Below are 22,356 nucleotides of genomic sequence, written 5' to 3' on the forward strand. Positions count from 1 at the left end.
CGCCGCCGGTGACACCGCCGGAAGACCCTGGCGAAAGGCCCTGACAAGGGACGCATGCCTCTTGTTAGCCTCCATGCAGCCATGCGTCCCGCCCTGAGAGGACTCCGCACACCATGCCCACCAGCGAGCTGACCTTCCGTACCGCCCTCGACACCGACGTCCCCGGGCTCGTCGAGCTCATCGAGTCGGCGTACCGCGGCGACACGAGCCGGGCCGGCTGGACTACGGAGGCGGATCTGCTGGAGGGGCAGCGCACCGACCCGGAGGGCGTGCGGGCCGTGGTGCGCAACGAGGCGGGCCGGCTCCTGATCGCCGAGCGGGACGGGGTGCTGATCGCCTGCTGTCAGCTCGAACACCGCGGGGACCACGCCTACTTCGGGATGTTCGCGGTGCGCCCGGAGCTCCAGGGCGGCGGTCTCGGCAAGGTGATCATCGCGGAGGCCGAGCGGACCGCCCGGGAGACCTGGGGCGCCCGCGAGATGCGGATGACGGTCATCCACCAGCGCGACGAGCTGATCGCCTGGTACGAGCGCCGCGGCTACCGGCGCACCGGACAGCTCACCCCGTTCCCGTACGGCAACGAGCGCTTCGGCATTCCACAGCGCCCCGACCTGGCGTTCGAGCTGCTGGTCAAGCCGCTCGACTAGCGGGCGTGCGGCCGTCCGGGCCCGTCCCGTCCGGCGCTCACAGCCGTCCGGCCTGGATGATCCGCCGCAGGAACTGCCGGGTGCGGTCGTGTTGCGGGTCCCCGAAGACCTCCCCGGGCGTGCCGCGTTCCACCACCACGCCGCCGTCCAGGAAACACACCTGGTCGGCGACCTCGCGCGCGAAGCCCATCTCATGGGTGGCGATGACCATCGTCATCCCCTCCTCCTTCAGCTCGCGGACGACGCCGAGCACCTCGCCGACCAGCTCCGGGTCGAGCGCCGCGGTGATCTCGTCCAGCAGGAGCAGCCGGGGCCGCCCGGCCAGCGCGCGGACGATCGCCACCCGCTGCTGCTGCCCGCCGCTGAGCCGGTCCGGGTACGCGCCGGCCCGCCCGCCGAGGCCGAGCCGCTCCAGCAGCTCGCGGGCCCGCGACTCGGCCTCCGCGCGCGGCACGCCGTGCACCCGGCGGGGCGCCAGCGTGATGTTGTCCAGGACGGTCATGTGCGGGAAGAGGTTGTAGGCCTGGAAGACCACACCGATCCGGCGGCGTACCGCGTCCACGTCCGCCCGCGGATCGGTGATCTCCGCGCCGTCCAGGAAGATCGCGCCGTCGTCGATCTCCTCCAGCAGGTTCGCGCACCGCAGCAGCGTCGACTTGCCCGACCCCGAGGCGCCGATCAGCGCGGTCACGGTGTGCGCGGGGACCGAAAGGTCGACATCGCGCAGCACGACCGTGCCCCGTCCGTAGGTCTTGCGCACGGACTCCAGCCGCAGTACCGGGCCGCCGCCGGGCGCCGGCTGCGCGGCGGCCCCGTCGGCCGGCCGCGGGGTGTCGTCGGTCGTGCTCATACCAGGCCTCCCTGGGCGCGCTTGCGGTCCATGCGGGCCGTGATCCAGTCCGTGCCGCGCGTCATCGGGATGGTCAGCGCGACGAAGACCAGACCGGCCACCACGTACGGCGTGAAGTTGAAGTCCTTGCCGGCGATGATCTGCGCCGCGTAGACCGCGTCCACCGCGCCCGCGAGGGAGACCAGACCGGTGTCCTTCTGGAGCGAGACCAGATCGTTCAGCAGCGGCGGCACCACCCGCCGCACCGCCTGCGGCAGCACCACGAAGCGCAGGGTCTGCCCGCTGCTCAGGCCCAGCGACCGGGCCGCGGCCCGCTGGGAGGGGTGCACCGACTCGATGCCCGCCCGGAAGACCTCGGCCACATACGCCGCATACGTCAGCACCAGCGCGGCCCCGCCGAGCACCACCGGATCGGTGGTCACCCCCTGCAGCCGCAGCGCCGGCACCCCGAAGACCACCATCAGCAGACAGATGATCAGCGGCAGTCCGCGGAAGAAGTCGGTGTACGCGGTGGCCAGGGCGCGCAGCGGGAAGAACACCGGGCCGCGCAGCGTCCGGGCCACCGCCAGCAGCAGACCCAGCACCAGCACCGCCGCCCCGCACACCACCAGCAGCCGCAGATTCAGCAGCAGTCCCTCCAGCACCGCCGGCAGCGCCTTGCGCGCGTACGCGGCGCTGAAGAACGTCTCCCGGGTGCGCGGCCAGCCGGGGGAGCGGGTGATCACCAGGACCAGGACGGCGCCGGTGACCAGGGTGCTCAGCGCGGCGACGCCGATCGCGCGCCGGGCCCGGGCCCGCTGGAAGCGCTCCCGCTCGACCCGCCGCTGCGAGGGCACGTACCCGTCCGCCGCCCCGTCCTGCCCGGTGGAGCTCTTCACCATGCCTGGTGCGTACCTCACTTGAGCACCGGGACGGATACGGCGTCGGTCAGCCACTTCTTCTCCAGCGCGGCGAGGGTGCCGTTCTTGCGCAGCGCGTCCACCGCGGCCGTCACACATCCGGTGAGCCGGCTCTCCTTGTCCAGGACCAGACCGAACCGCTGCTTGGCGGTGCCGGTGGCCGCGAACTGCCCGACGACCTCGGCGTCCGTCACCTCGGCGGAGGTGACGTAGAAGGCCGTCGGCAGATCGGTGAGGATCGCGTCGACCTGACCGTTCTTCAGCGCGGACTTGGCGAGGTCGTTCTTCTGGAAGACGGCCGGGGGCTGCGTCGGCCGGACGGTGTCATGGATGACGTCCAGGCTGGTGCTGCCCACCTGCGCGCCGAGTGTGAGGTGCCGGAGGCCGGCGATGCTCCGGGCGTGCGCGGCCTTGGAGCCCTTCAGCGCGATGACCGCCTGCCGTACGTCGTAGTAGCCGGAGGAGAAGGCGACGGCCCGTTGGCGCGCGGCGCTGATGGACACCTGGTTGATGTCGAAGTCGAACGTCTTCTCGCCCGGCGCGAAGGCGTTGTTGAACGGCACGGTCCGCCAGCGCACCGCGCCCTTGCCGTAGCCCAGTTGCCGGGCGACGGCGTAGGCGACCGCCGATTCGAAGCCCTTGCCGCTCGCCGGATCGTCGTCGTGGAACCACGGCGCATAGGCGGGCTTGTCGGTGCCGACCGTGAGCCTGCCCCGGGCGACGGTGGGCAGCGCGCCCCGGTCACAGCTCTGCGGGCCCTGCCCGGCGGCCCGCGGGCCGCCGGGGGACTCGTCCTGCGGGGCACAGCCGACGGCCGCCGCGAGCAGCACGGTGCTCGTCCAAGCGGCAAGGCGGAGGGGGCGGTTGGCTAGGCGCATGGCGGGAGAGTGGCAGTGCGCGAGGCCGCCTGTCGAGATCACCGGCGGAAAAGTCCGCATGGTGGAAGCTTGTTGCACCGCTGTGAACTGCGGGTTTCTCCGGCGACCGGAGACGGGCGGCGCCGCCTCACGCCGTGAAGCGCACCGCCCGCCGGATCTCCGGCAGATCGGTCACCACTCCGTCCAGCCCCAGCCCGCGCGCGAGGCGGAGCTGATCGTGGGTGTTGACCGTCCAGCCCAGGACCTTCAGATGGGCGGCGTGTGCCCGCTCGACCAGCTCCAGGGTGAGCCGCCGGATGTTCAGGGACAGCATCGTCGCGCCGACGGCCTGTGCGCGGTCGACGACATCGGCGCCGTAACGGCTGGCGACCAGCGCGGTGCGTACGCCGGGCAGCAGGGTGCGGATCGCGGCCAGCGCCTCGTCGTGGAAGGAGATCACGTCGACCCGGCCGGTCAGATCGCGCGCCCGCATCACCTCGGCCAGCGCCTGCGCGGCGGCCACATCCTTGATCTCGGCCTGCAACGGCGCGCTGACCGCCTCGACGACCTCCTCGAAGACGGGGATCCGCTCGCCCTTCCCGGCATCGAGTTCACGCAGCTCGGCGAGGGTGCGTTCGGAGATCGGCCCGGCGCCGTCGGTGGTCCGGTCGACATCCGCGTCGTGCATCACCACCAGTGAGCCGTCCTTGCTCAGATGCAGATCCAGTTCGATGACATCCAGGCCCTCGTGCTCGGCGCGCACGAAGGAACGCAGGGTGTTCTCCGGCTCGACGCCCATCATCCCGCGGTGTCCGATGGTGAGAAAGGACAAGGCTGCCTCGCTTCTGTCGGCTCGGTGGTGCTGTCGGCTCTGGGAATCGACCGTCGACCGTCGGCCACGGCGTACGAAACGGCGCACAGCCTAACGGGACCGGGCGGCGAAAAAAGGAGGGCCGAACGGGACCGCGGTGTGTCCAGTAGGGGTACCCGCCAGATCCGGCCTCAGACCGCTTCACCCTCATGTGGGCGATTCCCCGTCGTGCTGACGACACCCCGGAGCCGGGCGGCGGCGTCGGATCCCCCGGCGTGGGGATCACCGCACCGGACGCGGCCACACGCTGCGAGCTGTTGCCGGGCTCGTGTGGCATATGCCACACGAGCCCGGGGCGGGTGTCCGTGAGGGGCGTCCGGGGCGGTGCGCCCCGGGTCCCCCGGGAGGTGCCCCGGAGCCTCCTCGAGGCTCTGTCACTGCGTTGTGGGCCCCTGGAAGAAGCGCGGGGAGTGCCGGTGCGGCTGGCAGGAAGTGGCGTCTGAGCCGTCGCGCACAGGAAAAATCCGCGTGTGTACGGGGTGTCAACGGGATAATTTTCAGCTAGCCCACTTGAGTGGACGATCCTTGGCTGGTTACCGTGTCCTGACAACACGATCTACCGCCGGAGGGCAGTCATGACGGAAATTCTTTCGCCTGTGGGTGTCCAGGAGGCCACCACGACCGTAGGGAGTGTGGTCGAGCACCCGGCGTGGCCCGTGCTCAAGAGCGCGGTCGAGACCATCCGCCCCTGGCAGTCCAAGGACGGCTCGGTCGACCTGGAGGCGGAGGGCGCGCCGAGCGCCGACGCCGTCCGAACGGAGGTCGACCGCGTGATAGCGGCCCTCGGGGAGCTCGCCCCGCTGCTGCCGCACAACGCCGCCTACCACCAGGCCCTCGTCGGCGACCTGCGCCGCTGGGCCGACGGCGGCTTCGGCGTCCCGGACTTCCTGGACTCGCTGCTCGCCTTCCAGCCCGCCCGGCAGCGCGCCGACGGCCTCCAGCACCTGGTGCTGTTCCCGATGTACACCCAGAACGGCAACCCGGACCGCAACTTCGAGGCCGTCGTCCTGCGCATGGTCTGGCCGGAGTGGCTCGCCGAGCTGGAGCGCACCCGCTACGACAACGCCCTCTTCTGCGGCATCACCTTCGAGGACTTCACGGCCGGCTACGACACCAACTCCGCGGTGCTCTTCCCGGAGACCATCGCCGTGCGCGAGGCCCCCGAGCGCTTCAGCTGGGGCGGCATCTTCTGCGACCGCGAGGCCGCCCGCTTCCGGCGGGTCAGCCAGGCCGCCGTCGAGACCCTGGGCCTGGAACTCCCCGAGGACATCAGCGAGATGCTCGCCGACCAGGAGCGCTGCCAGGAGGCCTTCGTCCTGTGGGACATGGTGCACGACCGCACCCACAGCCACGGTGACCTGCCGTTCGACCCCTTCATGATCAAGCAGCGCCAGCCGTTCTGGATGTACGGCCTGGAGGAGCTGCGCTGTGACCTCACCGCCTTCAAGGAGGCCGTGAAGCTGGAGGCCGAGGGGTATCCGCAGGCCCGCGACGTACAGTTCACGGTGATCTTCGACCGGATGTTCCGCTTCCCGGTCACCGGCGACCGCGTCCGCAACTACGACGGCCTGGGCGGACAGCTGCTCTTCGCCTACCTCCACAAGCACGACGTCGTACGCTGGACGGACAACACACTGCACATCGACTGGGAGCGGGCGCCCAAGGTCACCAACCAGCTGTGCGGCGAGATCGAAAAGCTCTACCGCGACGGCATCGACCGGCCCAAGCTGGTCCACTGGTTCGCCGCGTACGACCTCGTCTCGACCTACCTCGCACCGCACCCGGGGTCGGTCTGGGCCAAGGGACCCGACGCTCTCGACCTGGACCAGCCGCCGCGCAAGCTCGTGGACGACGTGCTCCCCGATGAGTTCCCGCTGAGCATGTTCTACGAGGCGCTCGCCAAGAAGCTGCGGACTGTGATCGCATCCACCAAGGGCATCACGGCCCACAGCGATGAATGGGCGGCGGCGTGACGAACGACCGGAACACCCGGCCGAAGGCCGTCCAGGAGCAGGACGAGGAGGCGACGGAGATGGTGACTTCGACGGGCGGCCAGGGGCCGCTGGAGGGTGCGGTCATCGCGGTGGCGGGCGCGGCCGGACCGGCCGGCCGGGCGACCCTGCTGCGACTGGCCGAGGCGGGCGCGGTGGTGGTCGGCTCGGACTCCCACCCCGAGCGGCTGGCGGAGGCCGTGGACGCGGCCCGTTACGCCCATGGGGGCGCCACGGTGATCGGGGAGACCGTGGACCTCCTCGACCCGGACCAGGCCCGGGAGTGGGCGGCCCGTACGGAGAAGGAGTTCGGCCGGGTCGACGGCCTGGTGCACCTGGTCGGCGGCTGGCGCGGCTCCTCGAGCTTCGCGGAGACCGACCTCGCGGACTGGGAGACGCTGCACAAGCTGCTGATCCGCACCGTCCAGCACACCTCCCTGGCGTTCTGCGACGCCCTCGAGCGCAGCGGCAACGGCCGCTTCCTCCTCACCAGCGCGGCCGGCGCCAGCAAGCCCACCGGGGGCAACGCCGCCTATGCCGCCTCCAAGGCCGCTGCCGAGGCCTGGACGCTGGCCATGGCGGACGGCTTCCGCAAGTCGGGGGGCGAGCAGGGGCCCCGCGCCGCCGCTGCCATCCTGGTCGTGAAGGCGCTCGTCAACGACCAGATGCGCGCCGAGCGCCCGAACGCCAAGTTCGCGGGCTTCACGGATGTCACGGAGCTGGCAGAGGCCATCGCCGGGGTCTGGAGCCGGCCCGCCCAGGAAGTGAATGGACAGCGTCTGTGGCTGACCCCCGAGCCGTGACCGGAGCGAAGACCGACGCCCGGCTCCACCACGACCCCGAGATACGCGGCTTCGCCAGCGACAACTACGCCGGCGCACACCCGGAGGTGCTCGCCGCCCTCGCCCTCGCCAACGGCGGCCATCAGGTCGCCTACGGCGAGGACGACTACACCGAGCACCTCCAGCGGATCGTCCGCAGCCATTTCGGGCAGCGCGCCGAGGCGTTCCCGGTGTTCAACGGCACCGGGGCCAACGTCGTCGCGCTGCAGGCCGTGACCGACCGCTGGGGCGCGGTGATAGCCGCCGACTCCGCACACATCCATGTCGACGAGTGCGGAGCGCCCGAGCGGGTCGGCGGGCTGAAGCTGCTGACCGTACCGACCGAGGACGGCAAGCTCACCCCCGAGCTGATCGACCGCGAGGCGTACGGCTGGGACGACGAGCACCGCGCCATGCCGCAGGTCGTCTCGATCACCCAGAGCACGGAGCTGGGCACGGTCTACACGCCCGACGAGATCCGGGCGATCTGCGAACACGCCCATGAGCGCGGCATGGTGGTGCATCTCGACGGCGCGCGGATCGCCAATGCGGCGGCCACGCTCGATGTCCCGATGCGGGCCTTCACCAACGCCGTGGGGGTCGACATCCTCTCCTACGGCGGCACCAAGAACGGTGCGGTCTTCGGCGAGGCCGTGGTCGTGCTCAACCCCGACCGGGTGCGCGCGATGAAGCATCTGCGCAAGCTGTCCATGCAGCTGGCCTCCAAGATGCGCTTTGTCTCCGTCCAGTTGGAGGCACTGCTCGCCAAGGACCTGTGGCTGCGCAACGCCCGGCACGCCAACACCATGGCGCAGCGGCTGGCCGCCGGGGTGCGGGAGATCGACGGGGTGGAGATCTGCTACCCCGTGCAGGCGAACGCGGTCTTCGCCCGGCTGCCGCACGATGTCAGCGAGCGGCTGCAGAAGCGCTATCGCTTCTACTTCTGGGACGAGCAGACCGGCCAGGTGCGCTGGATGTGCGCCTTCGACACCACCGAGGCGGACGTCGACGGCTTCCTCGCCGCGCTCCGCGAGGAGATCAGCCGCTGAGGCGGGCATCCTGTTCCGTATAGCTATGCGCCCGGTCGAAAAGTCATTGACTCTCGGCCGGGCGCATCGCTACGCTCCCCGCGCATGCAGCTGATCCAGAACACCCCGGAGATTTCCGCCTACTTGGCGCCCAGTGAGGCCATCGATCACGGCCATCCGCTCATCCGGGCCACCGCCGCGACCCTCGCCGCCGACGCTCCTGATGCATACGCATACGCCGAGGCCGCCTTCATGTTCGTCCGCGACACCCTCGCGCACAGTGCGGACACCGGCGATCCGCGGGTCACCTGGCGCGCCTCGGACGTCCTCGCGCAGCGCACCGGTATCTGCCACGCCAAGGCGCACGCCCTCGCGGCCCTGTTGCGTGCCCGGGGCATCCCCGCCGCGCTCTGCTACCAGAAGTTCGATGTCGTCCACGGCCTGGTGGCCGTCCGGCTGCCCGGTGCGGAACGCTGGGTCCGGCAGGATCCGCGGGGCAACAAGCCCGGCGTTGACGCGCAGTTCCGCCTCGACCGCGAGCAGCTCGCCTTCCCCGTGCGGCCCGAGTGCAACGAACTGGACTACCCGGTGCTATTTGCTGAACCACACCCGGTCGTGCTCCAATGCCTCCGCGAGGCCGTCGACCGGCCTCATCTCTGGCAGACGCTCCCCACCGATCTCTGAGGAACGCCCCCGATGCCCGACTCTTCGCACGCCGCCGCCACCGCCCTGACCTGCGCCCTGCACGTCTCCGACGAGGTGCGCGCGCTGGCACCCGGCTTCGGCTACCTCGCTGTGGAAGCCCACGGCCTGACCAACGGGTCCAGCGACGAGGCCGGCGCCGCGCTCCTGGACGAGGCCACCCGCCGGCTGACCGAGCGCCTCGACGGACGCGCCCCGCAGGACGATCCGCACCTCGCTGCCTGGCGCGCCGCGTACACCGCCTTCGGCAGCAAGCCGTCGCGCACCCGCAACTCCGCCGAGGCGCTGGCCAGGCGGGCGCTCGCGGACGGCGGTCTGCCGCGCATCAACCGCCTGGTCGACCTCTACAACGCGATCAGCGTCGCCCACCTCATCCCCGTGGGAGGCGAGGACCTGGACCGCATCCAGGGCGGGATGCGGCTCATAAGGGCCACCGGCGAGGAGCCGTTCGCGACCGCCGCCGGCGGCGCCGAGGTCATCGAGCACCCCGACGCGGGCGAGGTGGTCTGGTGCGACGAGGAAGGTGTCACCTGCCGCCGCTGGAACTGGCGCCAGGGCGTGCGCACCCGCCTGACCGAGGACTCGGTCAGCGCGCTGTTCCTGCTGGAGCGGATGGCCCCCATGACGACCGACGCGCTGACGGCCGCCGGCGCCGAGCTGGCCGAGGCGCTGCACAAGGCCTGCCCGGACGCCCGTATCGAGATCGGTGAGGTCCGGTCGCAGTGACCCGGACGGCCGCACCGCTCAGGCGGCACTCCCGCGCGGGGCGGGGGCGGTGCCGCCGAGGTGGGCCGGCATCCACCAGGTGTCGTCGGGGCCCTTGGGGCGTACGGGATAGGCGCGCTGCGCCGCCTCCAGGAGGTCCTGCACCCGGGCCCGCAGCCGGTCGGTGATCTTCTCCGCCGACTCGGCCGGATCGGCCTCCATCGGCTCGCCCACCCGGACCGTTATCGGGAGGTGGTTGCGGCCCAGATCGCGCTTGTGGCCCTTGGTCCACAGCCGCTGGGTGCCCCACAGCGCCACCGGCAGCAGCGGCACCCCGGCCTCCTGAGCCAGCCGCGCGGCACCCGACTTGAAGGTCTTCAGCGTGAAGGACTCGGAGATCGTCGCCTCGGGGAAGACCCCGATGATCTCCCCGGCACGCAGCGCCGACAGAGCGTGCTTGTACGCATCCATGCCCTGTGCCCGGTCCACGGGGATGTGCTTCATCGCGCGCATCAGCGGCCCCGACACCTTGTGCCGGAAGACCGCTTCCTTCGCCATGAAGCGCACCAGCCGCTTGGCCGGCCGCGCCGTCAGACCGGCGAAGACGAAGTCCAGATAGCCGATGTGATTGCTCACCAGCACCGCCCCGCCGCGGCGGGGAATGTGGTCCGTCCCGGCGATGTCGAATTTCAGATCGAGCGCCTTGAAGAGCGTGCGGGCGGCGCCGATCACCGGCGGATAGACGAGCTCTGCCATTGTCCGGAGGACCCCTTTTTCCACGCCTGGGGAGGGTTCTCCCGGCGGAAACCTACGCAGCCGTAACTGCGGCTTTCGGGAGATCGTGCCCGAAGTCGGCCGTGGCGGCCAGCGTGCCGGCCGTCGCGGCCGGGAGATTCTTGTCACGTGTGAGGGTCGCCGGGCCGCTGTTCCGTAGTGGCGGAGGGCGGTGCTCACGCCCCGGGGAGCGTTCCGGAGCGCTCCCGGGACGGCAGGGCGAGGCGCCCCCGGGACGGCAGGGCGAGGCGCCCCGGGACGGGCCGCCGGGAATCTTTGCGGTCCCGTGAACGCTGCATCCCCCGACGACAGGGCACGCGTCGCGGGTCGCAGGCGTCCAGGACGGCGAGCGTCTCGGACGAGGAGACCCGTGCGGCACCTCTGCGGCACATCAAGGACACCAATGCGGCAAGGGGAGGCTGACGGTGCGGGAGCCGGACGACCGGGGCGGACAGGCGCGGCTGGGCGCCGACCGGATCGGCGCGGAGCTGGGGGAGCGGGCCACTCTGCTGCAGTTCTCCAGCGCCTTCTGCCAGCCCTGCCGGGCCACCCGGCGCACCCTCAGCGAGGTCGCCGCCATGGTCGAGGGGGTCGCCCATGTGGAGATCGACGCGGAGGACCATCTCGCTCTCGTACGGGAGCTGGAGGTGCTGCGCACCCCGACGGTGCTGGTGCTCGACGCGGCGGGCGCGATCGTGCGCCGGGCCTCCGGCCAGCCCCGCAAGGCCGATGTCATCGCCGCGCTGGGCGCGGCCGTCCGTGATTGATCTCCCAGATGCCGGGCGCCCCTTGACGCTGTGGGTCACACATCGTCACTCTGACGTGATGCGGCCAGGATTCCTTCTCTACGGACGCGCCCACGTCGACCTGCTGCGGACTGCCAGCTCCCGCTGTCCGGGCACGTGAGCAGCGACGACACCTCAGCCGCCGGATGCCGCACGGCGCCGGCGGTTCTTCCCGGGCACGCACACCACAGCAGAAGGACAACTCCATGACGGCCTCGCCCGGCCTCGGCACGCCCCGTACCGCCTCCCCCGAGCTGCTGCGCTCGGTCTTCCGGCAGCATGCCGCCGGCGTCGCGGTGATCACCGCGCACGGCTCCCGCCCCGTCGGCTTCACCGCCACCTCCCTCACCTCCGTCGCCGCCGACCCGCCGCTGCTCTCGTTCGGTATCGGCACCGGCTCCTCCAGCTGGCCCACCGTCTCGGAGGCCGCCCACATCGGCGTCCACATACTCGGCGAGCACCAGCAGGAACTGGCCGCCACGTTCGCGCGCAGCGGGGCCGACCGCTTCGGCCCCGCCACCTCGTGGCACACGGGCCCCGAGGGGGTGCCCCTCCTGGACGGCGTACTGGCCTGGCTGGTGTGCAAGGTCGTGGCGCGGGTGCCGGCCGGTGACCACCGCATCGTGCTCGCCCAGCCCGTCGTCGGCGACCCCGCGGGGCCCGGCCGTCCGCTGCTCTACCACCAGGGCCGATTCAACGCGCTGCGGGACTGACGGGTTCCCGTTCCGCCTCTTCGTCGCCCGGTCGGGGTCGTTGGCAACGTCACATTTCGACGGCCTTGATTCGGGGCACGAGACTGGGTGTACTGGCGAGTAATATGACGGTCGGCGTGGGGAACCGCTTCCGCCCGGGAGCCGCCCCCAGTGACGCCTATGCTGCCAGCACAAGGCAGTTCTGAAGAGACGAAGCAGGTAGGAGAGTCGGCGTGAGCTTGAGGATCGTTGTCTGTGTGAAGTACGTGCCCGACGCCACCGGCGACCGGCACTTCGCCGAGGATCTGACCGTCGACCGTGACGATGTGGACGGTCTGCTCTCGGAGCTCGACGAGTACGCCGTCGAGCAGGCCCTGCAGATCAAGGAAGCCGCGGACGACGCGGAGATCACGGTGTTGACCGTGGGCCCCGAGGACGCCAACGACGCGCTGCGCAAGGCGCTGTCGATGGGCGCCGACAAGGCCGTCCACGTCGAGGACGACGACCTGCACGGCACCGACGCGCTCGGCACCTCGCTGGTGCTCGCGAAGGCCATCGAGAAGACCGGCTACGACCTCGTCGTCTGCGGTATGGCCTCCACCGACGGCACGATGGGTGTGCTGCCCGCGCTCCTCGCCGAGCGGCTGAACATCCCTCAGGTCACCCAGCTCTCCGAGGTCTCCGTCGCCGACGGCAAGGTCACCGGCCGCCGGGACGGTGACACCGCCAGCGAGCAGCTGGAGGCAGCGCTGCCGGCCGTCGTGTCGGTCACCGACCAGTCGGGCGAGGCGCGTTACCCCTCCTTCAAGGGCATCATGGCCGCCAAGAAGAAGCCGGTGGAGTCCCTGGACCTGGAGGACCTGGAGATCGAGGCGGACGAGGTCGGCCTCGAGGGTGCCTGGACCAAGGTCGACGACGCCACCGAGCGTCCGGCCCGCACCGCGGGCACGATCGTCAAGGACGAGGGCGAGGGCGGCAAGCAGCTCGCCGAGTTCCTCGCGGGCCAGAAGTTCATCTGAGCCGCAGCCCTTACCCCCGCCCTCATTCTTCCCGCAGGAGAGCAATCCCATGGCTGAAGTCCTTGTCTACGTCGACCACGTGGACGGCGCCGTCCGCAAGCCCACCCTCGAGCTGCTCACCCTCGCGCGCCGCATCGGCGAGCCGGTAGCCGTCCACCTCGGTGCCCACGCCGACGAGGCCGCGAAGGTGCTCGCCGAGCACGGCGCGGTCAAGGTGCTGGCCGCCGATGCGCCCGAGTTCGCCGAGTACCTCGTCGCCCCCAAGGTCGACGCGCTGCAGGCCGCCTACGACGCGGTCTCCCCGGCCGCCGTGCTGCTGCCGTCCTCCGCGGAGGGCAAGGAGATCGGCGCCCGCCTCGCGGTCCGCATCGGCTCCGGCATCATCACCGACGCCGTCGACGTCGAGGCCGGCGACGAGGGCCCGGTGGCCACGCAGTCCGTCTTCGCGGCCTCGTACACCACCAAGTCCCGCATCACCAAGGGCACTCCGGTCATCACCGTCAAGCCCAACTCCGCCGCCCCGGAGGCCGCGCCGGCCGCCGGCACCGTCGAGCAGCTCGCGGTGACCGTCGCCGACTCCTCCAAGGGCACCAAGATCGTCTCGCGCACGCCGCGTGAGTCGACCGGCCGCCCGGAGCTGACCGAGGCCGCGATCGTGGTCTCCGGTGGCCGTGGCGTCAATGGCGCGGAGAACTTCCCGGTCATCGAGGCGCTCGCCGACTCGCTCGGTGCGGCCGTCGGCGCCTCGCGTGCCGCGGTGGACGCCGGCTGGTACCCGCACACCAACCAGGTCGGCCAGACCGGTAAGTCGGTATCGCCGCAGCTGTACATCGCGGCCGGCATCTCCGGTGCGATCCAGCACCGCGCCGGCATGCAGACCTCGAAGACGATCGTCGCCATCAACAAGGACGAGGAAGCACCGATCTTCGACCTGGTCGACTACGGCGTGGTCGGCGACCTCTTCGAGGTCGTCCCGGCCCTCACGGACGAGGTCAAGACCCGCAAGGGCTGAGCCCGCCGCAGTGCGCCGGAGCCCGCTTCGGCGCACGCACGAGGCCCCGTACGCGCGATGCGTACGGGGCCTCGTGCTGTCGCGGGCCGGGGCGGCGGTCTCAGTCGCCCGCCACCCCGTCGATCCGCTCCCGCAGCAGATCCGCGTGGCCGTTGTGGCGGGCGTACTCCTCGATCAGGTGGACGTAGATCCAGCGCAGATTCAGCGTCTTGCCCCTGACGGGCTCGAAGGTCTCGTCCAGGCCCCGGTCCGCCACGGCCTTGTCGCAGGCTTCGGTCTCGGCACGGAACGTGGCGAGTTCACTCTCGGCGGCGGCCGGGTCGAGGTCGTCGAAATCGGCGTCGAGGTTGTCCTCGGTGATGTAGTGGTCCCCGATGTCCTCACCCACGAAGCGCTGGCGGAACCAGGTGCGTTCGACATCGGTCAGATGGCGTACCAGCCCGAGCAGCGTGAGGGTGGAGGGCGGGCTGCTCGCCTCGGCGAGCTGCTCGGCGGTGAGCCCGGCGCACTTGGTGAGCAGGGTGTCGCGATGGAAGTCGAGCCAACGCTGGAGCATCTCCCGTTCGCCGGCCGCGGCGGGAAAGTCTCTGCGTTCGATGGAGGGTGCGATCCAGGTCATGCGGTCGATTCTGTCGGGGCCCGCACCGCCGGGCCACGGTTTTTCGGGCCCGGCCCCGGGCCCGTGGCTGCGTGGTCCCGGGCGAGGGGTGTTGACCCCGCCAAACCGGCACCGATAACTTCGCTATACGGATTGTTGATTCCAATAAGCGGAAAAGCGCTCGCATGGCGGGCGGATGCACCGGGAGGGTACCGAATGGGGCAGCAGGAGACCGCGGCGACGAGCCTCGCGGACACCGTACGGGAGGGCATCAACGCCGCCCTCGCCGGAGTGGACGCGGATCTGGCGCGGCGCTACCCGGGCGACCCCGGCACCCGGCAGCCGGTCCACACGGTCTATGTCCCCGGCGATGCCTTCACCGCCGAGACCGTGCGCTCCTGGGGCGACCAGGCGCTCGCCGCCCTCGACGAGCACGCCCCGGACGCCGGTGCGCTCGCCGCCGTCCTCGGCCTCCCCGACGCGCTCGCCGCCGAGGTCCACGACCGCGTCCGCGCCAAGCTGACCCGCGAGCCGGTCGAGGATCTGCGCATCGACTTCGAGGACGGCTACGGCCCCCGCCCGGACGCCGAGGAGGACGAGGCCGCGGCCCGCGCCGCCGCCCTGGTCGCCGCCGCGTACCGTGGGGGCGCCTCCCGGCCGGAGGCCGCGGGAGGGACCGCGGCCCCGTACATGGGCATCCGGATGAAGTGCATGGAGGCCGCCGTCCGCGACCGCGGCATCCGCACCCTGGACATCTTCCTCACCGGTCTCATGCGGGCCGGCGGGCTGCCCGACGGCCTGCTGCTGACGCTCCCCAAGGTCACCTACGCCGAGCAGGTCACCGCCATGGTCCGGCTGCTGGAGGCGTTCGAGAAGGCGCACGGCCTGGAGAGCGGCCGGATCGGCTTCGAAATCCAGATCGAGACCACCCAGTCGATCCTGGGGGCCGACGGCCGCGCCACCGTTGCCCGCATGATCGAGGCCGCCGAGGGCCGTGCCACCTCGCTCCACTACGGCACCTTCGACTACAGCGCCTCCTGCGGGGTCAGCGCGGCCCACCAGTCCCTCGACCACCCGGTGGCCGACCACGCCAAGGCCGTGATGCAGGTCGCCGCCGCGGGCACCGGCGTCCGCCTCTCCGACGGCTCGACGAACGTCCTGCCGGTCGGCCCGACGGCACGGGTCCACGACGCCTGGCGGCTGCACCACGGCCTGGTCCGCCGCTCCCTGGCCCGCGCCTACTACCAGGGCTGGGACATGCACCCCGGCCATCTGCCCACCCGCTACGCGGCGGTCTACGCCTTCTACCGCGAGGGCCTGGAGCAGGCCGCGGCCCGGCTGGCGGCGTATGTCGCCAAGGCGGGCGGTGAGGTCATGGACGAGCCCGCCACCGCCAAGGCCCTCAGCGGCTATCTGCTGCGCGGCCTGGACTGCGGCGCGGTGGACCCGGGCGAGGTCGCCCGTCTGACCGGGCTGACCCGCGCCGACCTGGACGCCCTCGCGGGCCGCCCGGTGTCCATGAACTGACGGCGCGCCGGCCTGTCCGGTGCCCTGTGCCGCGCCGTGCGGGCAGCCGGCCGCCGTGACCGCTCACGGGTCCGGCAGGCGCCACGCGTGACGGGTCCCACAGGCACGACGAGGCCCCCGCCGTTCGGCGGGGGCCGTCGCGCTGTCAGCCTGTGGCCGGTCCGAGGTCGTCGATATGGGCACGCAGCACCGTGGCGCAGGTCCGGGCGTCCAGCACGTCGGGCCGCAGGACGGCGGTGAAGGCGAGGCCGTCCAGGAGGGACGTCAGCCGCTCGGTCTCGGTGTCGAGGGCGAGGCCCGGCCGCAGGCCGCCCGCCGTGTCGAGGCGGGCGAGGATGCGGCGGACGAGGGAACGGGTGGCGGTGGCGGTCTCCCGGGCGAGGTCGTCGAGCGCGGGATGGGTACGGGCGGCCGTGGAGAAGTCGATGAGGACGGTGACCTCGGCGCGCCGGCTGTCGTCGAGGGGGAGCAGTTCGCAGAGCAGCTCCACCGCGCAGCGGCGGATCCGCGGTGCGGGCAGCCCGCTCAGATCGCCCAACTCCTCGACGCGGCGCTGGAGTCGGGCGCCGACCCGGTCGAGCATCGACCGCATCGCAAAGCGCATCAGCTCTTCCTGGCCGGCGAAGTAATGCCGGACCGAACCGATGTTGAGCCGGGCCTCGTCGGCGACGGTGCGCAGGGAGGCGCGTTGGATGCCGTCCCGTACGACGACGCGGAAGAGGGCGTCGACGACGTCACGGCGCCGGGCTTCTCGGTCGACCTGCTTGGGCATGGGCTCTTTGTATCACGGCTGTGATAAATTGTTTTGTATCACACTTGTGATACAAAGAGTGGAGGGATGGTCATGGAGCGGGTTCTGAACCTTCTTCTCATCCGGTTCGGCCTGATCGCGGGCGGTCTGGTGGTGCTGGCCCTGCTGGTCTTCGCCGTGGCGCTCGCCCTGAAGCGACGGGGGAGGCTCGACGCCGCGCGGCGGTATGCGGCACCCGCCGCGCATGCCGTGAGCCGCTGTCTCGACGCCCGGGGCGCCGCGCGGGGCCGTGGTGGGGCGTCCCGGGGCGGCGGGTCGGTGGCCGGCGCGGTGGTGCGGGCGGCGGCCCGTCACCTGGACGACGGCGGGCGCGGGCAGCCGCGGTGCGAACGGGAGCCGGGGCGGGGGGAGGCCCGATGACCGGCGGCGCCCGGCCGGCCGGCGCCGGTCCGGCGGATGGCGTCCTCGCCCGGGGTGCGGTTTTGAGCGAAGGATCCGACCTCGTCGCTCACCTCGTGGCCGACGCCGCGATCAAGGGGGTCATCGTGCTCGTCGCGCTGATCGTGCTCGCGCTCGGGATGGTCCTCCTCTGGAAGAGGGTGGGCCGTGCGGAGCCCCCACGCCGCGACGACCGGTGATCACCCGCGCGGAACCTGCCAGGAGGAGGCCCGGAGGCGCCCGCTGGGGCCGCGGGGCGTCCGGCGCCCGGCCGGTGGGGAGTTCAGCTCTCCGACGGCGGGATCTCGCCGGAGCCGCGGGCGATCAGACGGGTCGGGATCTCCGTGCTCCGCGGCGGGTCCTCGATGCCGTCCAGACGGCGGAAGAGCAGCCCGGCGGCCGTCCGGCCCATGTGTGCCGGATCCTGGGCGACGACCGTGATCGCGGGCCGGATGAGATCGGCCAGCTCGAAGTCGTCGAAGCCCACCAGCGCGACCGGGCGCGGGCGTGCGCGCAGGACCCGGACGGCGGTGACGGTGACGCGGTTGTTGCCCGCGAACAGGGCGGTGACCGGTGCGGGGGCGTCCAGCATCGCAGTGGTGGCGGCGCGTACCCGGTCGGGCGCGGTGGAGCCGAGCGACACCCAGGAATCGTCGACGGGAAGTCCGGCCGCGGCCATCGCCGCGCGATAGCCGCGCAACCGCTCCCGCGCGGTGTGGATCCGCGGCTGGTCACCGATGAAGCCGATCCGGCGGTGGCCGTGCGCGATGAGATGGGCGACCGCGTCCCGGGCGCCGCCGAAGTTGTCGGAGAGCACGGCATCCGCCTCGATCCGGCCGGCCGGGCGGTCCACGAACACCGTCGCTATCCCGGCCGTCATCTCCGGCTCCAGATAGCGGTGGTCATCGGCGGCCGGGATGATGACCAGTCCGTCCACCCGTCGTGCGCACAGCGCCAGCACCAACTCCTGTTCGCGGGACGGGTCCTCGGCGCTGGAGCCATTGATCAGCAGTGCGCCGTGGTTGCGCGCGACTTCCTCGACGGCGCGGTTGAGCGGGCCGTAGAAGGGGTCGGCGAGATCCTCCAGCACCAGGCCGATGCTGGCCGTACGCCCCTTGCGTAGAATCCGGGCGGAGTCGTTACGGCGGAAGCCCAGGGAGGTGATGGCTTCCTGGACGCGTCGTTCGGTGTCCGGGGTGACGCCGGGTTCGCCGTTGACCACACGCGAGACCGTCTTGAGGCCGACGCCGGCGCGTGCCGCGACATCCTTCATCGTGGGCCGGGTGCCATAGCGGCGGGACGTGCCCCGCGCGGTGTCGGTCACGGTGTGCGGTCCTGTTTCTCTCGGCGTCGAGGTGTGGCGTCGAGCATAGCCTCTAGACAACGTTGTCAATCAACGGAAGACTGGCGTTCTCACGCCGGGCCGATATCCCCGGTTCCCGGGCCCACCAGGAGATTCATCACCGATGCAGACGGACCTCAGCGCAGCGCTGGACATTGGCGGCACCAAGATCGCCGGCGCTCTGGTGGACGCCCACGGCACGCTGATCGCACGGGCCGCCCGGCCCACCCCCGCCGACAAGGACGGGGCCACCGTGATGCGTGCGGTGGCCGAGGTGGTCGGTGAGCTGACCACGGAACCGGACTGGGCCCGGGTGGCGGCCGTCGGCATCGGCAGCGCGGGCCCGGTGAATGCCGCCTCCGGCACCGTCAGCCCGGTCAACATCCCCGGCTGGCGCGACTTCCCGCTCGTCGCCGGCGTGCGGGCGCTGGTGGGCGAGCGTCCGGTCGTGCTGGTCGGCGACGGTGTCGCGATGACCGCGGCCGAGCACTGGCAGGGCGCCGCGCGCGGCCACGCCAACGCGCTGTGCATGGTGGTCTCCACCGGGGTCGGCGGCGGACTCGTGCTCAACGGCCGACTGCATCCGGGCCCCACGGGGAACGCCGGGCACATCGGCCACATCAGCGTCGATCTCGACGGTGACCCCTGTCCGTGCGGCGCCCGCGGCTGCGTGGAGCGGATCGCCAGTGGCCCCAACATCGCCCGCCGGGCGCTGGCCCATGGCTGGCAGCCGGGCCCTGGCGGTGACACCAGCGCGGCAGCCGTCGCCGCCGCCGCGCGCGCCGGGGACCCGGTCGCCGTGCGTTCCTTCGAGCGGGCCGCCCAGGCGCTGGCCGCCGGGATCGCCGCCACCGCCACGCTCGTCGAGATCGATATCGCGGTCATCGGCGGGGGAGTCGCGGGCGCGGGGGAGGTTCTCTTCGCTCCCTTGCGGGCGGCCCTGCGCGACTATGCGACGCTGTCGTTCGTCTCGGGGCTGACGGTCGTCCCCGCCCAGATGGGCACGGACGCCGGCGTGGTGGGGGCCGCCGCGGCCGCCGCCCAGCAGTCCCGCCTCGAAGCCTTCGTTCCGGCGCCCTGACATCACGACGGGGTGTGGCCGCATGGATGATGCCTGTTCGGGGCGGTGGCGACTGTCCTCGTGGGCGGTGTCTGTTCCGACGGATGGTGAACGGGCCGGGCGGCCCGGCCCGTTCGACCGGCCCGCCCGGTAGCAACCCGTTCGGCGCCCACGCCCTTGCTGTCAACTCGCCTGTCAGCAGCTGAACTTGGCGTCCGCCCAGTCGGCGTGGTCGTAGTCGATGCCGTCTCCGGCGTCGGTGGCGACGAGGCGGACGGTCTGCGCTCCGGTGATGGCGGCGCTGACGGCCGTGGCGGCCTCCGCGCCGGTCACCGTGGCGGTCCGGGCGACCCGCTTGCCGTCGGCCCACACCTCGAAGCTCACCGAGCCCCGGTCACCGGACTCGTCGTCGACGCCGGCCTGGGCATGGAACGCCGAGCACTGCCCGCCCGTGTAGAAGGTCACCGCGCTGGCGGCATGCGTCCCCAGGCCCCGCGCGAAACCGGTGCCGCCGATGCTGAGCGGTCTGCCGTCACCCGCCTCCCGCTCCCCGACGCTGGTGTTCTTCTCCACCGGGCCCCAGCCGTTGGTGGCGGTGAGCCAGGGCAGTTCGGCGGCGTACGAGGTCCCGGACGGCGGTGGCACCACGACATGAGCCGTACCGGGCAGCGTCGTGGTGATCCGCTCGCCGCGTGGTGAGCGGTACCGGGCGGTGAGCGGCAGATCGTAGGCGCCGGGCGGGGTGCCGGCCGGTGCGGTGATCTTCCAGCGGGTGGTCAGCGTCTTCCCGCCGGGCAGCGCACGGGAGGTCGCCGGCGAGGCGGCCTTGAGTTGCCAGCCGTGCGGGGCCTTGACCGCCACCGTGAGGTGCGTGGCGGGGGTGCCGCCCAGATTGCGGACCGTCGAGCGGAGGTCGGCGGGGGTGCCGGCCTCGACCAGGGGGGTGCGGTCGAGCCCGGTCTCGACCGCCGGCGGGTAGCCGGCCCAGCGCGGGTCGGCGGAGACCCGGTAGACGACGGTGCCGTGTGCCGGCACGGTCGCGGAGACGGTGCCCGTGGTGTGGGTGTCCCGGTGCTGCCACAGATCGCGCAGCCGGTAGCCGGCGGCCTGCGGAAGGCCCGCGTCCCCGGCGGTGGTGGAGATCCGCTGCGGCTGGTCGGTCTCGTTGAACAGCGCCACCGCGCTGTCGCCGCCCGCCAGTTGCCTGACGAGCGTCCAGCGGCCGGAATCGGACGCCAGCACCGTGGCCGGTTTGCCCAGTGCGTCCTGGTCGACGGCGATCAGGTCCTTGTTGGCCAGGATCGCGAACGTCTCCGGGGTCGCCTTGCGCAGATCGGAGCCGATCAGCAGCGGGGCGGCCATCATCGACCACAGCGAGAAGTGGCTGCGGTACTCGGTGTCCGTCATCCCGCCGTTGCCGACTTCCAGCATGTCCGGGTCGTTCCAGTGCCCGGGGCCGGCGTGCGGGGCGAGCGGCAGATTCTGCTTGGCGATCTCGAGCATGCTCGCCCAGGAGTCACTGATGTCGCCGGTGGTGCGCCACAGATGCCCTACGTCCGACGCCCACTCCCAGGGCTTGTTCTCGCCCCATTCGCAGATGCTGTAGACGATGGGACGCCCGGTGGCCTTGAGCGCGTCCCGCATGGTGCGGTACCGCTGCTTGGCGTCCACGCCGAGGTTATTGCAGTTGTCGTACTTGAGGTAGTCCACGCCCCAGTCGGCGAACTGCTGGGCATCGGACGTCTCGTGCCCCAGCCCGCCGGGAAATCCGGCCGGGTTGCAGGTTTTGATGCCGGCGCTCGTATAGATGCCGAACTTCAGGCCCTTGGAGTGCACATAGTCGGCCACTGCCTTGATGCCGTGCGGGAAACGGTGGGGGTCCGGCACGAGCTTGCCGTTCCCGTCGCGGGTGGGCAGCGCCCAGCAGTCGTCGAGATTGACGTACTGATAGCCGGCGTCCTTCAGGCCCTTGCTGACGAAGAGATCGGCGATGCCCTTGACCATCTCCTCGTTGAACTCCGCCCGGCACTGCGTGGAGTTCCAGTTGTTGAAGCCCATCGGGGGCGTCTTGGCGAGCCCGCCGGGAAGCCGGGGTGCGGGGGCGGTGCCGCTGGTGGGGGCGGTACCGGGCCCTGCGGAGTCGGGTGTATGGGCCGCGGCGGGCAGGGCGGTCACCCCTGCCGTGCACAGCAGTGCGGCGGACAGCACGCCGACGATTCTTCGGTGACCTCGCCGGTGGGTGGTGCGGACATGAACGCGCATGCTTCGCGTCCTCCGTCTTCGCGAGAGGTGGGTGGGGTCGCGACCGGTCGCTGATGGGTGTTTACGGTAGAGCTTGTTGGAGTCTGTTGGAAGAGGGGTGGCGGGGTTTCCTCTGCCGCCCGCAACGCCCGTCAATTTCCTGCGAGTTCGCGGCGAGATCGCGCCATGTGCGTTTGGTTCTGTTTGGTTCCGCCCGGTCGGGCTCGGTGGACCCCGGTGGACCCCGGTGGGCTCCTGCCGGCCTCTGCCGCCCCCTGTGGCGGCTCCTCCCTCGCCCGGCAGTTACCTCGTCCGCGCCCTCTCGCCCTCGTCCGCCGCCGACAGGTCTGCGCCAACTGCGCCAACTGCGCCAACTCCGGCCTGTGCGCGTGCTTTCTGCCGCCGCCCGTTCGTCCTCGCCGTCCCAGGAGTGCCGCTCACTCTTGCCTGCCGTCTTTCGCGGCCTTCGGCGTGGTGGTCCGAGTGCCGCCGCCTGGTGCCCCCTGTGAATCCACCTCCATATCCGCCTCCCCGTCACCTCCGCTCCGCATGGCGAAGGTCGCGCGCACCCTGCGCCCGGAATTTCCGGTGCCGGACATCGGCGGCGGAGCGGGCGTTCCGGACGCAATACCGGCAGGTCACTCTCCCTCTCCAGGTCTTCCGCAGGCCTTCCGTGCCGGGGTCCGGTAATTGCTCCGGAAGGACAACGACTTCCTCCCGGGGCTTTGTCTTCCTCTTCCACGGTG

The 22,356-nt window shown here is 71.6% G+C and carries 23 protein-coding genes; 14 read left to right on the forward strand and 9 right to left on the reverse strand.

The window, feature by feature from the left end; translation table 11 throughout:
* The first annotated feature begins 113 nt into the window (after positions 1-113).
* A complete protein-coding gene (locus OIU81_RS31095; RefSeq protein WP_329153163.1) occupies positions 114-647 on the forward strand; it encodes a GNAT family N-acetyltransferase in 534 nt (177 codons plus the stop codon).
* A gap of 37 nt (positions 648-684) precedes the next feature.
* Here the strand turns inward: OIU81_RS31095 and OIU81_RS31100 are convergent, their stop codons facing one another.
* From OIU81_RS31100 to OIU81_RS31115, 4 genes are all read right to left on the reverse strand, one after another.
* Positions 685-1,497: an amino acid ABC transporter ATP-binding protein gene (locus OIU81_RS31100; protein WP_329153165.1), complete on the reverse strand. Its 813-nt coding sequence runs from the start codon at positions 1,495-1,497 to the stop codon at positions 685-687.
* Complete coding sequence (locus tag OIU81_RS31105; protein WP_329153167.1) at positions 1,494-2,378, reverse strand: amino acid ABC transporter permease; 885 nt, start codon at positions 2,376-2,378, stop codon at positions 1,494-1,496. The genes OIU81_RS31100 and OIU81_RS31105 overlap by 4 nt, the downstream gene beginning before the upstream one ends.
* Before the next feature lie 14 nt (positions 2,379-2,392).
* Complete coding sequence (locus tag OIU81_RS31110; protein ID WP_329153169.1) at positions 2,393-3,274, reverse strand: ABC transporter substrate-binding protein; 882 nt, start codon at positions 3,272-3,274, stop codon at positions 2,393-2,395.
* 127 nt (positions 3,275-3,401) lie between these two features.
* On the reverse strand, positions 3,402-4,085 hold the full coding sequence (locus tag OIU81_RS31115; RefSeq protein ID WP_329153170.1) for a glycerophosphodiester phosphodiesterase: 684 nt from the start codon (positions 4,083-4,085) through the stop codon (positions 3,402-3,404).
* 614 nt (positions 4,086-4,699) lie between these two features.
* On the opposite strand from OIU81_RS31115, the gene OIU81_RS31120 reads away from it, so the two are divergent.
* From OIU81_RS31120 to OIU81_RS31140, 5 genes are all read left to right on the forward strand, one after another.
* Entirely contained in the window at positions 4,700-6,097 is a 1,398-nt protein-coding gene (locus tag OIU81_RS31120; protein ID WP_329153171.1) for a DUF6421 family protein, read from the forward strand.
* A 59-nt stretch (positions 6,098-6,156) separates the two neighbouring features.
* The gene (locus OIU81_RS31125; protein WP_329155475.1) at positions 6,157-6,918 is read left to right on the forward strand and encodes an SDR family NAD(P)-dependent oxidoreductase; all 762 of its coding nucleotides are present in this window, start codon (positions 6,157-6,159) and stop codon (positions 6,916-6,918) included.
* Entirely contained in the window at positions 6,897-7,985 is a 1,089-nt protein-coding gene (locus OIU81_RS31130; protein WP_329153172.1) for a threonine aldolase family protein, read from the forward strand. The genes OIU81_RS31125 and OIU81_RS31130 overlap by 22 nt, the downstream gene beginning before the upstream one ends.
* A gap of 84 nt (positions 7,986-8,069) precedes the next feature.
* The gene (locus OIU81_RS31135; protein ID WP_329153174.1) at positions 8,070-8,648 is read left to right on the forward strand and encodes a transglutaminase domain-containing protein; all 579 of its coding nucleotides are present in this window, start codon (positions 8,070-8,072) and stop codon (positions 8,646-8,648) included.
* A 12-nt stretch (positions 8,649-8,660) separates the two neighbouring features.
* A complete protein-coding gene (locus OIU81_RS31140; protein ID WP_329153175.1) occupies positions 8,661-9,392 on the forward strand; it encodes a B3/B4 domain-containing protein in 732 nt (243 codons plus the stop codon).
* Between the two features lie 18 nt (positions 9,393-9,410).
* On the opposite strand, the gene OIU81_RS31145 is transcribed toward OIU81_RS31140, so the two are convergent.
* Complete coding sequence (locus OIU81_RS31145; protein WP_329153177.1) at positions 9,411-10,127, reverse strand: lysophospholipid acyltransferase family protein; 717 nt, start codon at positions 10,125-10,127, stop codon at positions 9,411-9,413.
* A 443-nt stretch (positions 10,128-10,570) separates the two neighbouring features.
* Between OIU81_RS31145 and OIU81_RS31150 the strand changes: the two genes are divergently transcribed.
* From OIU81_RS31150 to OIU81_RS31165, 4 genes are all read left to right on the forward strand, one after another.
* Entirely contained in the window at positions 10,571-10,912 is a 342-nt protein-coding gene (locus OIU81_RS31150; protein ID WP_329153179.1) for a TlpA family protein disulfide reductase, read from the forward strand.
* A gap of 224 nt (positions 10,913-11,136) precedes the next feature.
* Positions 11,137-11,643: a flavin reductase family protein gene (locus OIU81_RS31155; RefSeq protein ID WP_329153181.1), complete on the forward strand. Its 507-nt coding sequence runs from the start codon at positions 11,137-11,139 to the stop codon at positions 11,641-11,643.
* A 212-nt stretch (positions 11,644-11,855) separates the two neighbouring features.
* Positions 11,856-12,641 (forward strand): electron transfer flavoprotein subunit beta/FixA family protein, encoded by a 786-nt coding sequence (locus OIU81_RS31160; protein WP_329153183.1) that lies wholly within the window; start codon positions 11,856-11,858, stop codon positions 12,639-12,641.
* Positions 12,642-12,690: 49 nt separating this feature from the next.
* Positions 12,691-13,653, forward strand: coding sequence for an electron transfer flavoprotein subunit alpha/FixB family protein (locus OIU81_RS31165; RefSeq protein WP_329153186.1), 963 nt, complete (start codon positions 12,691-12,693; stop codon positions 13,651-13,653).
* Between the two features lie 100 nt (positions 13,654-13,753).
* Here OIU81_RS31165 and OIU81_RS31170 read toward each other — a convergent pair whose 3' ends face one another.
* Positions 13,754-14,272: a DinB family protein gene (locus tag OIU81_RS31170; RefSeq protein ID WP_329153189.1), complete on the reverse strand. Its 519-nt coding sequence runs from the start codon at positions 14,270-14,272 to the stop codon at positions 13,754-13,756.
* Between the two features lie 195 nt (positions 14,273-14,467).
* Between OIU81_RS31170 and OIU81_RS31175 the strand changes: the two genes are divergently transcribed.
* Positions 14,468-15,778, forward strand: a complete 1,311-nt coding sequence (locus OIU81_RS31175; RefSeq protein WP_329153191.1) for a DUF6986 family protein — start codon at positions 14,468-14,470, stop codon at positions 15,776-15,778.
* Between the two features lie 145 nt (positions 15,779-15,923).
* Here OIU81_RS31175 and OIU81_RS31180 read toward each other — a convergent pair whose 3' ends face one another.
* The gene (locus tag OIU81_RS31180) at positions 15,924-16,550 is read right to left on the reverse strand and encodes a TetR/AcrR family transcriptional regulator (RefSeq protein WP_329153193.1); all 627 of its coding nucleotides are present in this window, start codon (positions 16,548-16,550) and stop codon (positions 15,924-15,926) included.
* A gap of 72 nt (positions 16,551-16,622) precedes the next feature.
* On the opposite strand from OIU81_RS31180, the gene OIU81_RS31185 reads away from it, so the two are divergent.
* Together OIU81_RS31185 and OIU81_RS31190 are read left to right on the forward strand one after the other, a co-directional pair.
* Positions 16,623-16,949, forward strand: coding sequence for a hypothetical protein (locus OIU81_RS31185; protein WP_329153195.1), 327 nt, complete (start codon positions 16,623-16,625; stop codon positions 16,947-16,949).
* A complete protein-coding gene (locus OIU81_RS31190) occupies positions 16,946-17,167 on the forward strand; it encodes a hypothetical protein (protein ID WP_329331385.1) in 222 nt (73 codons plus the stop codon). The genes OIU81_RS31185 and OIU81_RS31190 overlap by 4 nt, the downstream gene beginning before the upstream one ends.
* A gap of 83 nt (positions 17,168-17,250) precedes the next feature.
* Here the strand turns inward: OIU81_RS31190 and OIU81_RS31195 are convergent, their stop codons facing one another.
* Positions 17,251-18,291 (reverse strand): LacI family DNA-binding transcriptional regulator, encoded by a 1,041-nt coding sequence (locus tag OIU81_RS31195; RefSeq protein WP_329153198.1) that lies wholly within the window; start codon positions 18,289-18,291, stop codon positions 17,251-17,253.
* A gap of 142 nt (positions 18,292-18,433) precedes the next feature.
* Between OIU81_RS31195 and OIU81_RS31200 the strand changes: the two genes are divergently transcribed.
* Entirely contained in the window at positions 18,434-19,390 is a 957-nt protein-coding gene (locus OIU81_RS31200) for an ROK family protein (protein ID WP_329153200.1), read from the forward strand.
* 174 nt (positions 19,391-19,564) lie between these two features.
* Here the strand turns inward: OIU81_RS31200 and OIU81_RS31205 are convergent, their stop codons facing one another.
* The gene (locus tag OIU81_RS31205) at positions 19,565-21,631 is read right to left on the reverse strand and encodes an NPCBM/NEW2 domain-containing protein (RefSeq protein WP_329153201.1); all 2,067 of its coding nucleotides are present in this window, start codon (positions 21,629-21,631) and stop codon (positions 19,565-19,567) included.
* Between the last annotated feature and the right edge of the window lie 725 nt (positions 21,632-22,356).

It is taken from the genome of Streptomyces sp. NBC_01454, from assembly GCF_036227565.1.
Taxonomy (GTDB): Bacteria; Actinomycetota; Actinomycetes; order Streptomycetales; family Streptomycetaceae; genus Streptomyces.